General features: G+C 56.3%; 10 protein-coding genes and 1 pseudogene. 2 read left to right on the top strand and 9 right to left on the bottom strand.

The genetic code is table 11. From position 1 onward, the window contains the following. Nucleotides 1-478: 478 nt before the first annotated feature. Genes AC6I65_RS12300 through AC6I65_RS12290 form a run of 3 tightly spaced genes read right to left on the bottom strand, consistent with a single transcriptional unit; the run spans nt 479 to nt 4,328 of the window. Nucleotides 479-1,822: a HEAT repeat domain-containing protein gene (locus tag AC6I65_RS12300; protein ID WP_497903329.1), complete on the bottom strand. Its 1,344-nt coding sequence runs from the start codon at nt 1,820-1,822 to the stop codon at nt 479-481. Then, the gene (locus AC6I65_RS12295) at nt 1,819-2,253 is read right to left on the bottom strand and encodes an adaptin protein (RefSeq protein ID WP_497903328.1); all 435 of its coding nucleotides are present in this window, start codon (nt 2,251-2,253) and stop codon (nt 1,819-1,821) included. Before AC6I65_RS12295 ends, AC6I65_RS12300 begins: the two co-directional genes overlap by 4 nt. After that, nucleotides 2,253-4,328, bottom strand: a complete 2,076-nt coding sequence (locus AC6I65_RS12290; RefSeq protein WP_497903327.1) for a vWA domain-containing protein — start codon at nt 4,326-4,328, stop codon at nt 2,253-2,255. Before AC6I65_RS12290 ends, AC6I65_RS12295 begins: the two co-directional genes overlap by 1 nt. A gap of 328 nt (nt 4,329-4,656) precedes the next feature. Here AC6I65_RS12290 and AC6I65_RS12285 point away from each other — a divergent pair, with 328 nt between their 5' ends. After that, nucleotides 4,657-6,222: an ATP-binding protein gene (locus tag AC6I65_RS12285; RefSeq protein ID WP_497903326.1), complete on the top strand. Its 1,566-nt coding sequence runs from the start codon at nt 4,657-4,659 to the stop codon at nt 6,220-6,222. A gap of 204 nt (nt 6,223-6,426) precedes the next feature. Here AC6I65_RS12285 and AC6I65_RS12280 read toward each other — a convergent pair whose 3' ends face one another. From AC6I65_RS12280 to AC6I65_RS12255, 6 genes and pseudogenes are all read right to left on the bottom strand, one after another. Beyond that, nucleotides 6,427-7,761, bottom strand: a complete 1,335-nt coding sequence (locus AC6I65_RS12280; RefSeq protein ID WP_497903325.1) for a DUF8159 domain-containing protein — start codon at nt 7,759-7,761, stop codon at nt 6,427-6,429. 56 nt (nt 7,762-7,817) lie between these two features. Then, nucleotides 7,818-8,339: a hypothetical protein gene (locus tag AC6I65_RS12275; RefSeq protein WP_497903324.1), complete on the bottom strand. Its 522-nt coding sequence runs from the start codon at nt 8,337-8,339 to the stop codon at nt 7,818-7,820. Between the two features lie 508 nt (nt 8,340-8,847). Next, nucleotides 8,848-9,939: a BREX system ATP-binding domain-containing protein gene (locus AC6I65_RS12270; protein ID WP_497903353.1), complete on the bottom strand. Its 1,092-nt coding sequence runs from the start codon at nt 9,937-9,939 to the stop codon at nt 8,848-8,850. A 63-nt stretch (nt 9,940-10,002) separates the two neighbouring features. Further along, nucleotides 10,003-10,224, bottom strand: a pseudogene (locus AC6I65_RS12265) (DNA-directed RNA polymerase subunit H); the annotation flags it as partial. A gap of 215 nt (nt 10,225-10,439) precedes the next feature. Beyond that, the gene (locus AC6I65_RS12260; protein ID WP_497903323.1) at nt 10,440-11,552 is read right to left on the bottom strand and encodes a BREX system ATP-binding domain-containing protein; all 1,113 of its coding nucleotides are present in this window, start codon (nt 11,550-11,552) and stop codon (nt 10,440-10,442) included. 96 nt (nt 11,553-11,648) lie between these two features. Continuing rightward, nucleotides 11,649-13,814 (bottom strand): hypothetical protein, encoded by a 2,166-nt coding sequence (locus AC6I65_RS12255; protein ID WP_497903322.1) that lies wholly within the window; start codon nt 13,812-13,814, stop codon nt 11,649-11,651. 412 nt (nt 13,815-14,226) lie between these two features. On the opposite strand from AC6I65_RS12255, the gene AC6I65_RS12250 reads away from it, so the two are divergent. Next, a complete protein-coding gene (locus tag AC6I65_RS12250; protein ID WP_497903321.1) occupies nt 14,227-14,463 on the top strand; it encodes a hypothetical protein in 237 nt (78 codons plus the stop codon). Nucleotides 14,464-14,933: the final 470 nt, after the last annotated feature.

Here is a 14,933-nt window from a genome sequence, read left to right as displayed (position 1 = left end):
CTATTACGAGATGGTTCCCACAGGCCGAGTATACGGAGTCTGTTCATTGATTATCTCCTGAAGAAGTCCGAACGTACTTATCAATTCCGGCGGAATACCGCTGGACAACGTTGCCACTTGCCTCGAGTTCGTGCTCATCGTCGTGAGCCACGCACCGACCATTCTCACCGACCTCCGGACATCGCAGAGCTCGCTTGCCATCGTTCGTATTCGATCCCGGGATGGCGAACGGCTACCCGTCGGAGCGATTCGTACACGACGTAGAGTTCGCCGACCATCGTGTGGGCGCTGTCACGGATAGCTGCGAGTTGGTCATCTGGATTGGCGTCCGTCGACGACAGGTGGTGGTGCGGAGACCAGAGCTGGGTGACGTGACTACTCCCACGACTGAAGTCGTGGGCTTTCTCCTCGGATCTATGTAAATCGATACCTGTGACCCCCTCTGATTGGCATAGTGACTGGTGTACAGCGCTCTGTGTCACGTTTCGATCTGGGCGAGGGCCCACGACGCCCTTTCACGGACGTCCGCGTTCTCGTCGTCGTGTGCTCGCTCCTCGAGCGTCGAGACTGCGTCTCGAGCGGAGAGATACCCGAGTCCCCAGCAGGCGTTCTCACGGACGAGGGGGCTTTCGTCCGACAGTAACTCGAGAAACGTCGGTGTGAGGTGGTCGACTGAATCGGGAAAGTCCTCGGCCACCCGACTGAGAGCACCGCTCGCATTGATTCGCGTGTAGGTATCGTCGACGGTCAGCAATGTAGCGATTGTCTCGGTATGTGGCTCGACCACGTCGGTGTGGATAATCGCCACGTCACCGACCAGGCCGATCGCGTTGTTCCGAAGTTTGGGGTTGGCAGCATCGAACAAGGTCGCCACGTCGTCGACGATGTCGACACCGACACTCGGATATACACCAGCGATGCGACCGAGCGCGGCGCTCGCGCTCAATCGAACCCCGTCGCATAGTGCATCGTCGAGGATAATCGTCCCCAGTGTCTCCGCAACTGGTTTGACCGCTTCCGGATACGTACAGGTGATTCCCGAAAGCGCGTACACGGCGTACTGATATCCATCGGCTCGATCCTCGACGATCGTTGCCAACGCGGGAACTGCACCCACGACGTCGTCAGGAGATTCGTCGGCAATCGCGGCGATACACCTGGTCGCTTCACGTCGAACGGAGACGACGTTCGAATCCAGGTGTGACACGAGTTCCACTGTGAGCGGCGCGATCGAGCCTGGGTCGGTCTCGCCGATAGCTCGAAGAGCGATCAGCGCATCAGCCCGCCCGACAAGTGTCTCACGAGCCAGTAGTGATCGGAGGATCGGGATCGCTGGCGTACACTCCGCTGGACGTACCTCGGCCACTCGACGCAGTGCTTGTAGTGCGACCTGTTCCCGAAAGGGGTTCTCGTCTTCACGATCCAGGAGCGTGAAGAGCGACGAGAGCTGGACCGCATCGGGATTCGCCTCGGCTAATCGGCGTAGCCCAGTTGCTTCCTCGGCAGATGTCTCTGCACGTGCCGTGTACAGTTTCGCTGGTGGCTCGACGACAGCGAGCAAGTCGATCGCGTCGACGCCGACGGTGAACTGATCACGTTGTGGCTCGACTGGTGTACACTGAATTGCCGGCGCGGCTGATAGCCGTTCGAGCGCTACCGCAGCGAGCGAGACGCTGTGACACAGTTCCCGTCGCTCGGATCCATCGGCCGTATACGTGAGTTCGAATCCGGGCGCATCCCTGTGGTCGTTGAGGAACGTCGACAACATCGAGGGGTTGGCTGGCGTAATCCCAGCGGAGGATGGCAGATCACTATCCGTCATCGGCTGTCGTTCCATGGAAGGCCGGGATGGATCTCGCCTCGTTCGACCGCTGGAACGAACTCCCACGCGTGGTAGTGGTCCCACTCATCGACGTCGTTCAGGTCGAGATCGTCGACGACGATATAGCCGTCCGCTTCCGGGTGTAAATCGGCGATCAGCGACAGCCGTTCCCGGCGAAGTGGGAATTTCTCGTACCGGCCATTGGGTTGTTTCTTGCCGAGCCAGTACTCCCAGTCGTCGGGGTGGCGGCCGACGATATCGACGACACCAGGAATCGCGGCCTCCTCGGCGAGGGTCTGATTACCGATGGCGTACACGGCGTGGGGCGTCTCGTGGGCGAGGTGGCGCACCCAGTCCAGTGGGACGGCCTCGTGACGCGGGTGAGGATTCACGTCGACGGTCCAGTCACGGTCGAACGCGAACACGAGCATCAGTCAGTCACCTCCTGTGGCGTCGCGGGCGCTTCCTGGCATAACGTCTCGAGGAGGTCCACCTCTTGTTGCATCGTTTCGTCGTCCACGGCTTCTATCTCGGTTTCGAGGTATCGTCGAAGCTGATCGAACCGATCGGCGTAGCGGTCAGGGACGACCAACGGGACTGACTCGCGTTCGTGTTGGCCGCGTTGATCGGGGAGCAACCAGTCGTCGACACCGGTCGCCGTCTCCGCTCGGTCGTGGAGATCCGCTGCCCACGCACGGAGTTCACGAGCGTACCTCGTCAGCGCGACGGCCTTCCGAACGCCACCGTGGTCGTACGTTCCGGGTTCGTCGGGAACGTCGACGGCTACGCGTTCGGAGTGCTCGTCACCATCTCGTTCCGTCCACGATGCGACCAACTCGAGGTCGGCGTCCGGGTCCGTCTGTTCGAGCCGAACGAGGATCACGCCACCGCGAGCCTCGCCGTCTTGCTTGGCAGATGGGAATAGCGTCCCGACGTGCATGAGTCGGTCCGTCGCAGTGTCGGCAGACGGCGAGCCGTAGACCGCTTCGACGGTGTAGCCGCTGGCGTCGAGCTCGAGGTGGAGGTCGTAGACCAGGGGCGTAACCATGTAGTCGAATTCCTCACCGAGTCGGCGCTCGAACTCGCTGGCCGAGTGGATGAAGTAGTGGTTCGCCCCGCGGATGCCCGACAGCGTGTCCGCCAGTTTTGCGTTTGCATCGAGCCCCATCCCGATGAACGTCGTGTGGATTCCGTCGACGGCGGCGTCCGCGAACAGGCTGGTGAGTTCGTCCTCCTCGGTCGTTCCCGTGTTGGGCATCATGTCGGTCATGAAGACGACGCGTCGCTCGACGGCGGGATCAGAGATTCCGTCCTGTAGCATGTCGACGGCCGCTTCGAAGCCATCTTCGAGATTCGTACTCCCATCCGCGGAGATCTCCTGGATGTGGCGGCGAATCGCCCGCATATCCGTTGTTCCGACGTCGCGGAGGGGCTTTGCGACGTGAGCGCGATGATTGTAGAGGACGACACCCAGCCGGTCCTCGTCGTGTAGTTGTTCGGTGAGCGCGCACAGTGACTGTGTCGCCGCCTCGAGTTTCGTCGCTGCGTCGTTCTCGGCCTCGTGCTCGCGACCCTGTTCGTCGTAGTAGTACGCGTCGAACGGACTGGACATGGACCCAGAGACGTCGAGGACGGCCACGAGGTCGAGCCGTGGCCGTTCGAACTCGTCGATCGAGAGCGTCGAGTCCAGCCCGACCGACAGGTACCGCTCGGTCTCACTGCTGAGAGGATGGTCGCTCACGGCAGCCGCGTACCGTGGCGCGAACAGTGCGTCCGATGCCGACCGATCACTCGTCTCGAAGTGATAGTCGTAGAACAGTCCCTCGTCACTGATAGCCTCTGGCTGTGGGGTGTACCCGTGCTCGACGTTCTCTCGGAAGTTGTCGACGTCTTTCGCCCCACCAGTGGCGAGTCCAACCGTCTCCGGACTTGCCATGTTTGCACTGAGTGGGGCCGGTGACGCGTTCTCGACATTCTCGAGTACTGGCCCGTCCTCGAGTTCGTACGCATCGACGTACCGACCGCAGGACTCACAGACGTAATCGGGAGGCGCAACCTGCCCCTCGGTATCCATCGGTGTCCAGTCGTTGACGCGCCCGGAACTGCCGTGTACGCGACGAATGGTCGCCCTGGCATCGAGAATCCCGAACGGCTCGTCGATAGAGAACTGCGACGCAGCTTGGGTGACGACTGACCCAGCAGTGTCGACGACCTGTCCCGGCCGTAGCGCCCCGTCACAGGTGGGGCACTCGGAATCAATATTCTCTGATGTGGTGATTGGGGAGGCACCCAGCAGATCGGTGAGCCGATGCGTTCCTCCCGTCTTTAGATCCAGGAGTGGTTCGCTATCGGGCGTTGTGAGGACCGTGAATTGCTTTCCGGAGGTGTCAACGACCAGCAACCGGTGGACGCGTTTCCCGTCACACTCGACGACTCGTCGGGTGATGAATTCGACCTCGATGTCGAGCCGTTTCCCATCCGCTATGTCCGCATACCTTGTATCCATGTGTTTGTTTCGACTGTCGTTCCCCGGACAGTCAGCGGGTGATCGACGACGATCTGGTCGCGTTCTCGATCGGGAAACCAACACTACGATGTACCTTTTTCCACCTTCACACTCAATAGTGTGTCCCAAGAGATGATAAATCCTTCGGAGGTAAGCAAGCTATAGTAGATAGTAGCGAGAAAAGATACATCCCGATGTATCTATCCGCGGTTAGGGAGAGTAGATCGCGTTAGAGGAGGGAATGCAGCTAGATAATCGACTCTATACTGTATAGTTTCACGTCGAAACAATCATTGTGACGGACGTTCTACAGGGTGACAACAAGACCATGCCTATCGATGCCAGTGACGCACTCGTGCGAGCCCTCCACGATCACAACCCGTGGTGGGATCAGGGGACAGAGGCGTTCTCACTCCCTGCTCGCCAGAAAAGCGACTTCTATCATCTCGCTCGTCCCGACGGCTCCAGCAGCCAGTTCGAAGATCAACCGCTTTTCGGGCTCGTTGGGCGACGCGGTGTCGGGAAAACGACTCTCCTCCACCAGTTCGTCCATCATCGAATCTCCGCTGGTGACGCCCCGGAGCGATTTCTCTACCTTCCGTTCGACGCAGACCCGCTCTATCAACTCCAGTCGGACGACCAGCTTCGACGGGCCGTTCGGTACTACCAGAGCCGAATTCTGGGCCCAATCGCGCCGGGCCACCCACACTTCATCCTGCTCGACGACGTTCACCAGATCGAGCACCCGAACAAACCGACTATCGATGGATGGGGCGTCCCCGTCGTGGAACTGCTCGAGGACGTCCCGGGCCGACACGTCGCTGTGACTGCGAGCGCCGGCATCCAGATCGAACGAGAACTCGAGAGCGTCGGAATGCCAACCGACGACTACGATATTCAGCCGATCCTCCCCGAGAAATTTCGGGACTATCTGTTCACGCTGTATCCAGACCTCGAGGAAGGAGAGACGCGCGTGAGCCCCACCTCACTGCGGACTGGAGCGAACAGCTTGCCAGCTGCTCTCCAGAGTGGCGATGTCGGTCCGTTCGTCGAGGAACTTCGACAGAAATACGAGCAAGTTGCGGACGTCGAGCGACGCATTCAGTCACAGGTCGTCGACTACCTCGCGATGGGTGGCACCATCAGCTACGACCTCGACGGAGCGGCGGAGTCGGCGGCGGATCTAACGCCGAGTGACTACGCACGGCTTCGCGAGGACGTTCGTGACGCCCTGTACCAGGAAGTCCCCGGCTTCGAATCGATTCAGACGATTGCGGACCTCGAGCGTCTCTGTGCGCTCGCAGCTCGGAACCGTGGAGCCGAACCGTTCCGCTATCAAGAACTCGTGGAACTGTTCGACGTCGACCGGCGGACGATCGCCGATAGCTACCTCCCCGCACTGGCAGAACTGTACCTGCTTACCGGCATCACTGAGTACGACAACAGTCGGCCTCGAGCAGTGCGGCTCTACCTCCGTGACACGGGCTTGGTGACCGCGCTAGCTGATGGTGACGCGACGACCGTCCGCAACGATTTCGACCGTGAAGCTGACCTCGCCCGCGTCGCGGCGTTCGATCACACGATGCGGTTCGCCTACGGCACTAATGCCATGCAAGACAACGACGTGACTCCATCCGTTCAGTACTGGCGCGGACGAGACGGGGAGGTCGACTTCGTCTTCGAAGTGGGTGGTACGCCCGTTCCGATTGGACTAGCGTATCAGTCACGCGAGCGCGAATCGACGCTTGCAGCAGTTCGAGAGTTTAAAGAAGCGTACGACGTACCTCTTGGGTTCCTTCTTGCAGGGGACACAGTTCGTGGTAGACAACCCATCGAAAATCTCGGTGAGGGAATTATACAGCTTCCGTACTGGTTGTACTTGCTCATCTGTTAGATCGTTATCTAAGGGCACTCTGAGTAGTCTACACGCATCTTTAGACGAGAAATTCAAGCGACCTGATCGTTCTCCAAACAGGCTTACTCCCTTCCCGAACTGGTACTGGCTGCTGTCTTCTCCGATCGGTAACTCCACTGGGTCGAGAATCGCAACTACACGCCGATCAATGGGCTAACCAGAGTACAGAAGCCTCTCTCGAGTTCACTCGTAGCCGAACGTCTCCAGAATCAACTGGGCATACTCTTCTGCCGAGAGCTCACCTGCCGCGAACGCGCTCGCCCACTCGGCGTCAATTATGTAGCCGCCGAGGTCGCGATTTTCCTCGTCGAGAAAGATCACGTGCGCCAGCTCGGCTGGATACCCTGCGGCGATGAGACTCGCGTATGCCCCAGCGACGGTCGTCAACTCGTCTAACTTTTGCCATCCAGCAGGGTTTCGTGTCTGATAGTCCAGATAGAGCCGATTCTCGACCAACTGTAGATACGTGACGGTCATGCCACGTGTCTCGAGCGACTCGCCGAACGACTCGAGTGACTCGATCGACTCGTCCAGCTCGATCGTAAACTCGTAGAACGTCCACGGCTGGACTTCGACCATGGCGTTGTTACGATCGAAAATCCACGCATAGACATCGCACGTATGACAGCCACCGTCGATCTCGACGGCCGCTGCATCCTCGTGGCCGTCGATCTCCGACACCCCAACGAGACGATCCCACTGGTGGACCCACCAGACGACTCGATCGAGGGCGGCATCACGGCTCTCGACGTCGAGTTCGAAGGCGTGGGTACGATCGGGAGTCGTCGCGACCATCCCGGTGTCCGGACGGCGTTGCGTAGCCGTTGGTGGGGCATCCCCCGTCGTATCGACCGTTACTTCCCAGTTCGCTCGATAATTCGACCCTGTCGTGGCGACCGCCCCGAGCACGTCGTACGTTCCCTCGGCGTCGAACACGTGCAGCCAGTAGCTGGTTTCGAGTTCGTCCGTATAGGCAGCCGTCCACGGCCCGTCCGGTGCATACTGATGGACATCGTTGAGGAACCAGTTGGTTTCAACGACGTCGTGATCATCGTCGAGCCTCTCGGGAACTTCGAACATCACCGTCGTTCCCGGCTGGACGGTCAGTGTCGGCGCTGGTCGCTGTAACTCACTGTCGAGGTCGTCGATGCCAGCCACTTCGACCAGTTGCTCGTCTGAGTCTCCGCCAATAGCGACGGTGACCGTGAATTCGACGTCTTGCCGGACGGGGTAGGTCGGATACGTCAACGTCATCTCGTTCTCACCCGGGTCGAAGAGACGAGAGCGACCGCCTCCGACTGGCTCATCACCGATCAGGAACTCGACGTCCGCGCGAGTTTCTGTAGAACCCGGATTGGTGACACCGACCCGTACTTCGAGAACATCGCCTGCCTCGATCGGTGCGTTCGTTCCGAGAATACGAATCGTGAGCGGAGCCGTCGCGCCACGAGTGATCGGCTGAAGGACAGACGCACTGAATCCTGCTCCCAGTCCCGAAAGATAGCCGCGGCGATTCATACCCATCTCCTCTCGAGTGGTGGATGATCGCTGTGAGGTGTCGTGGAGTACATCGGTTAACACGGATGAGCATACTGCTCGGAGCGCTGGCTGATCCCGATATTGACGTCTCCATCTTCGGCGTCAAGCTGGCGAATGGAGCCACTGAAGAAGTAGGTCTGCCGGTCACCGCCGGAGACGTACGTGGAGAGATGGGAGTCGAACGCGTCGGTCTCTCCTTGTGGGGCACAGGGCGTAGCTGCAAGTTTCCCCGACACGGCGATCTCGACGTGTCGCTTGCATGGTGAGCAGTTGTGGATGGTGATTGCGCCGGGCGCCCACGGCGCATGACACTCTCGACACGTGATGAACTCCTTCGAGTGCTCACCACATTTGAGCGTGAGTACCCGCCCGTCTTTCTCGTAGACCGACTTGGCTGGTATCTGGTCCTTTGTCGTGATCGTGTCAGTCTTGGAAGTCCCCTTCTCACATTCAGTATCATGATCGGCAGTAGTGGTTGGGACAATCGCTCCAATCCCGACAGCCCCCGTAGCGGCGAGTAACGTCCGCCGAAGGTAGGTACGGTGTTTCTCGTCCATGTCATCTCACACCACAATACCTACTCAGGCGCGAATAATGAAACCCAGTTCACATGATCTGATCAGTCACTGCATGTGTTCAGGATTACTGTCTCTCCGAAGTGGGAAGTCGACTGTCTATTCATGTTCTCACTGCGTCAGAAGGGGCTTTCCGTTTATCGAGAGTTCCGTGAAGTCGTTCTGATGTGTGCCGTCTACAACATCAAACGTGCTGTGAGCTGTGTGAATCAACCGCGTACGACGATTTACCACCGCTAATTCCTTTGTATGTCCGTGCAGTGACGGACGGCATCACGTGGACACAGAACTGTCGGTGACGAATTGAGGATTAAGCGACTTGTCTCACGGACATTAACCAACGACGAAGGGACATTTACTTCGCCTCAAACGCGAACTCGAGACCAAGACTGTCGACGTTCGAGCCGCAGGTCCGATTGATACGTCTTAGTGAGTTCGAGTTGGGTACCTAGTCTTCTCAACGCTCGCACTACGAGCGTCGTCGAAGCTATCACTCTCGAAGGTACTGAACGTAACCCCGGAAGGTTAGGGTCGGTGGTTCTACCTCGTCGAGGTACGAGTCCACCGCCGAAGTAGCACCTCCGAGCGACGAAACTCGATCGTGGTACCTCTCGGTACCAACTGACGTGATTCGTTCACACTCGAGCAATCTCTCTGTGAACGACTCGAGATCGTCTCGCGTAGGGGCATCGAGAGACACCAGGTGATCAGAACTCAACTCGTACAGTGGAGAGTAGGTACCCCGAATTGCGACTTGCTCGCCACCACCATCTAGTAACTCTGGCGTTCCCGTAACGAACAGTGTAGTGTTGGCTGGCAGGTCTCGGATGAACTCGTGAATTGCTTCGAAGTGAGCTCGTGTTCGATTCGCCTTCTCTAATTCGTCGACAGCGATGACTAGTCGATAGCCGCTGAATCGAGCGAGCTCAGCGAACAGGTGTAGTACGTCCTGTGCGTTCTCGTCTGTAATCTCGGTGTCGGGGAACTCCTTACTGAAACTCCGGCTTCGACTGCCTGTCAGGTTCGCTTCTCCGATATCGACGAGCTGTTCTGAGAGTGATTGCGGGATAGCGAGGTTATCGACGATCGTCCGTAGGACTGATAGAATGTTGGGTTTGACTCGGTCTTCTGTCGTCTCAAACCCGCGACTTTCCAAATGGTCGAGAGACTGTGTCTCGATCGTGTGGAGGAACGTTGCCCAAAGCTCGTCGACGCCGTTTGCGAACTGATCTGTTTCGAGTGTTCGCGGGGTCTGTAGTCCGCTCCGAATCGCGCTGACGAGAGTACCCTGATCGAGGAAAGTCGTTTCGTCGTCGAGATCGATGATACTGACTGCAGAGGCTGGTGCGAGCTCGTCCCGGAGCCACTGGAGGAAAAACGACTTTCCAAATCCTAGTTCTCCCTCGATGAACACGTACGAGGTTTCGCGATCGAGATGCTCCATGGCGATAGCCAACTCCTCCTCCCTATCCACCGCAATCTGTGAACAGGCCCCGGGCTCGGTCGGAGGCATACTCGCTCCGAGATTCGAGAGGACGTGACGTGCTAATCCTTCGGTGAGCTCGTCCGGAGGTGAGAAAATCTCGTCTGGCAGGCTCGTCTGTGGTTCCCACTCACTAAAAGTGGATTTGCCATCTAATGGAGCTACAAGCCGGTAAACGCGTGCCGTATCCGTCGTTCTGCTATCGCGTACTACCTCGATTACGTCCCCCTTCCGAACTGGGAGTCCCTCGAGCCCTGGATCCGAATTTTTTATTTTAGGAAGGTGTGTTTTATCTATATCGTACTCGTCGAAAACAGATTGTGCTTCGGTTTTGGAGATGAGTCTGTGTTCAGGAACTAGTCTATGGCGGGTCTGTCCATCGATTCCCGAAGCCGTGCTGATAGCGAGCCACGAATCCTCGATAGGTCTGAGCGCCGTTAGACACTCCGGACAGATGTACGCACCCTTAACTACCTCTCTACTACAAGAGGGGCAATTATCCATACTCGTTGAAGAATCTCCCACTACTATACGTTTTTGTCTGACGTCTATCTACAGATGAGCGAGGCGAGTTCCTCGGGGCTCGACCCCGAGGCGGTTCACTTGTACCGGCGTACGACAGTGATCAAGTTGGGCCCGTCTTGACCTTCAGGTTCCAGAAGTAATCGTCGTGGGCTGAGTGCACTCACCGATTCCCCGCCGTGAGCTCTAATCGCAGTATCGACCATTTCTGATGCTTCGGACGCGTTGATATTGATCTCGACATCGTCGGCGGTCGAGACCAGCCAGGCGACTTTGTGTATCAAGTTCTCGTAATCCGACTTCGTCAGCGGACTCAACTCGAGTTTCTTCGCGTTGTATCGATCGGTGAGGGCCCCGTGTCCCGTCTCTTCGATTAACGAATCCCACTTCGGAGCGTTGCCCACGAAGACGAACATCATCCGCGAGAATTGATCTTTCTGATAGCTCTTGTTGAAGAGGTCGATCAACCGCTGTGTAGTCGCATCGTCTGGGTTCCAGTCCATCTCTTCGGCGACCTCGTCGATTAACACGACGAATCCCTCGTACCCCAGTTCGACGATGAGCGATCGGATGTGTTTGAGGTATTCGTACTCGTCCTCTCCGTCGTTACCGATCCGGTCGTAGCCCTTCTTTCCTATCGCGTGTTTCTCTGGAAGTGCAATGTTTTTGCCTTCCAAATAGCCGATCGCCCCCGACAGAACGTTCCGGAACTCCAACTCTTGTTCGTCCCGTTCGACGTATACGCTCCCGTTGTCACGGACTTGCAGAAGATCGTCGAGTATCGTGTATATGCTGTGACCCAGGAATCCTCGACGAGCGGCGGTTTCTTCTAATCTGTCTCGGTCGAACTCGTCACAAAATTTCCTGAGAACCTGCGCTAGTCCCGATCCTCGCTCGTCGGGAAGTCGCACGTTCTGGACGGCTTTTTTGTAAAATTCTGTTTTATCCGAGAGGTTTCCGACGTCGGGGATATCAAGTTCAGATCGAGCGAGGTTCTTCTCGAACGCGTTCTCTGCGATCAAGTTGATGAAAAACGATTTGCCGTATCCGAAATCGCCGAGGACGAAGAATATCTGTCCGTTCCCGTACCGGAGACTCTCCATCCCTTCTATCCCATCCTCACAAATTTCGTGTTCTTCGGCTTCTCTACCAACCCGCACGTACTCGATGTGTTCAGGTTCGGGCGGCATTCCGTTACTGATACGGTTTAGGATGTTACTCGCGGTACGTCGATCCAAGTCGGGCCGGTCGTCTCCTGACGGACTGCTAGAGGCCATACCAACTAACTACATATCACTTACTTGTAATTCTACCGCAATGTACCGGTCGTTGCCTACTTTGACTCCGGTGTACGGATCCGTCCCTTTACGGTGATAGGTACTACCCGTTCGCTCTAACCGTCGTTTCAATTTCTGACTGCCTAACGCTCGACGAAGTCCCTCGCTAGCTTCCTGTTTTGTGCCTCTGAAGAGAGTTGGTACACCAGGGAGGGTGAGGCAGAACTCAATCAAGTCGTCGAAGTATACGAGACTCCGATCGTCATCGGCTCGGGTCTCTCCGTACAGAACTATTAGATCGTACAGTAGATCCACGTCATCGTCGACAGATTCGGAGACTTGTGGGCTAATTAACCCCGCGAGTGAGACGAGTACCTCGTCGGCGGAATTGCTGATAGTCGGGCGTGAGACCTGTCGTTCGTTGACCCGAACGTCACGGTACGGCATGTATATTTTGACGTCAACTGTTTCCTCTAGATCCAGTCTAATGTTTCGAGCCTGCATTTCGAGCGTCGAACCCGATTCGTCACGTGATTCTGAAACCTCGAGGACGATGTCGGCGGTCAGTCCCTTCTTGATTGCATCTACTAATGTACTCGAGTAATGATCCCACGCGCGCTCTACGTCACGTTCGAGTTTCGCGTACAACGCCGTTGTTGCTGGTCCTTCGTCTCTGAGTTCCTCCATCAAATCTTGTTTATCTTTGATCAACCGGAGTCCCGCTTGACTCGTTACTCGGTGAGTCGAGAGAATTGCTCGCCAGTGCTCTCGATACCACTCCGGATCACGGGCATCGGAAGAGTGTTCGATCTCCGGTGTACTGGAGGAGCTGGTATCGGCTATTTGAGATGGAGGGAGGAAGCCCTGATAGAGGAGCATTCGCTCGGCAAGTTCGTGAGATGAGACCTCTGTTACGTTGGACAAGCGCTCTTCTACGAGTTTAATCAGCTCGAACCATCGTTCCTCGTCGATCTGATCGGCATCGAGGAAGGTTTCGATGGTATCGACGAGTACTTCGCTCGGATCACCATCGACTGGAACGCCATTTAGATGAAGATCGAGGAGTGCCCCCTCGTGGTGGAGGACGAACTCGCGGATTGCATCGTCTTTCCGTGCTACCCGAACACGAGGGAACGAACTACGCTGGGACCTATATCGGTCGTATTTTGGATGGGGTTTGACTGTATTATCCCACAGCTCCTCGAACTGGTTCCTGGGAGCACCCTTGAGTTTCTGCTCTGAATACTGGTTCTGTAAGCCGTGTTCGATTGCGTCGACGAAGTGGGTTGCGTATTCGTGCTCGGGAGAATCGAGGTGTCTCAAGTCGAATGCCGTCGCTGTGGCTGTACGAGCGACGTCCTGTCTAACTGTTCCTGAATCGACATCGTAGCAGAGTCGCTCGTACCACGAATCGAGCCACGACTCGATCTCCTGAGAGACGGTGATCCTGCGTGAGTCTAATTCGCGGAGATCGAATCGACTGATACTTCGGAAAAACTCTTCGATGTGTTCTACTTCGTCTGTTCCAGTATCCGGGCCTGTCATCACGACAGACAAATTCATGAGTAGCAACTCTTGGACAGTACGAGAGAGATAGGAGAGTTGTCGAGATTTGGTTACCTCAGAGAGTGGATCTGTGAACTCGATCAGAACCGTTCCTACTGACGGACGATTGATTTCACGAGTATCAGCTGTATAGCCGACTGCAGCAGCAAAATCTTCCCGGTTGAAAGTCGTATTTGGTGCCCTGATTTCGTTCAACTGTTTGGAGACTTCTGCCTCGAGATTGAGTCCGAGAGAGAGCGGTTCTCCGATGAGGGCAGACTCGTAGGGGTCGGCATCGTACTTCGAGAATTGTGCAGCGAGTTCGTCTTCGAGAACGGATTCGTCGACAGAGTTCACCATCGAAGCGACGAACTCCCGATAGTAGTCTAAGATATCCTTTCCCCACCTCGATCCAACTTTCGTCTCTCGAAGGAGGTAACCAAATAACTCGTCTTCTGTCTTCGCGTGTTCGAGAAGACTATCTGACGTGATACGGGCCTGAATCCCGACTCGGTCGTCACACTCTTCTATCACTTCACCCCCTACCTCTCGGACACGCTCAGATGTCGGAACGAGGAAGTAGACTGCCGAAGGAGTAGAGTCAAACCAGTCCCGAAGTTCAGCTGCCATTGTATTGACTTCTCATCTCCAGAAGTAAAACCGTTCAGGTTTGTGGAATTCACCAGGCTAATACTCGTTGATCATAGCTATAGTTCGATAAATACTGGATTGCCAACTCGCCAATAGTTACGCAAGATTAACAGTACTGCTATACTGATCAGTCTCAACGATGGAGTTCTGTGACAATTGCGGGACACTCGTTCCAGCAAATAAGGATATCACTGGATGCCAGGGCTGCGGAACATCGCTCGAGCGATCTGGAGACGAGTCTGCACAGACTGACGGGAGTTCCTCGACTCGAACTCCGTCGACAGAGTTAGAGCGGCTACCGACGACCAAAAGTGGAAACGTCAAGAAAAAAGATGCCATGAAATGGTTAGAAAATCGGGATCGCCCATCAGGAGCTGAGCTCCGTCGAGCGATGGTCGAGAAGCCGAACGATTTCACCGGGAGTACGTTTCCAACAGATATCTCGACAATTCGAATCACAGGCGATCCCCAGTTTATCGAGACCATCGCGGGACTCTTCTCCTGGATCGTCGGTATGGAAGACTACAGCCGGCGTGTCGAAATCAACCTCCAAACGGCAGAAGACAAAGAAACAGGGGAACAAACCGAAAACTACGCACTGTATCTGTCTGTCGCCGAACGCGGATAATAGAGACCGTTCGGAATGGAGTACAGGTACCAACCCACCCCCAATTCCTAACTGAGACGAAGCAGTCGCTTACGAAGTTCGAGAACTGGTTCGACAGAAGTGGTCGAACCTCGTCCCTGGTCACTCGAGCCTATGGCGGCGGAATATATAAATATTAGGAATAACCCTGCGGTGTATTTCACCCGATCGTTAGATCAGCCCAGCAAGCCCTGTAGTTGCATTTTACACCCCAATTTTGACTGATTATATAGCCCCGGAAACGCCGATTTCGACCCCTATGAGCGCTGTGAAGCAGTAATTCGATGGAAAGTATTATATGGTCTTCCACTGTGGATGAATGTACGGCAGGACACTACCCACGAACCTCGTCCCTGGTCGGACGGTTGGTGTCGGTACTGTTCTCCGTGAGACGAATCTATGTTAGCCGATACCGCACGAGCGGCAGGGCAGCGACAGCTCTGTCCCACGAT

The organism is Natronosalvus sp. KLKA75 (assembly GCF_059736265.1).
Note: the sequence above shows the minus strand (reverse complement) of the source record. Positions and strands in the feature narration are given on the sequence as shown.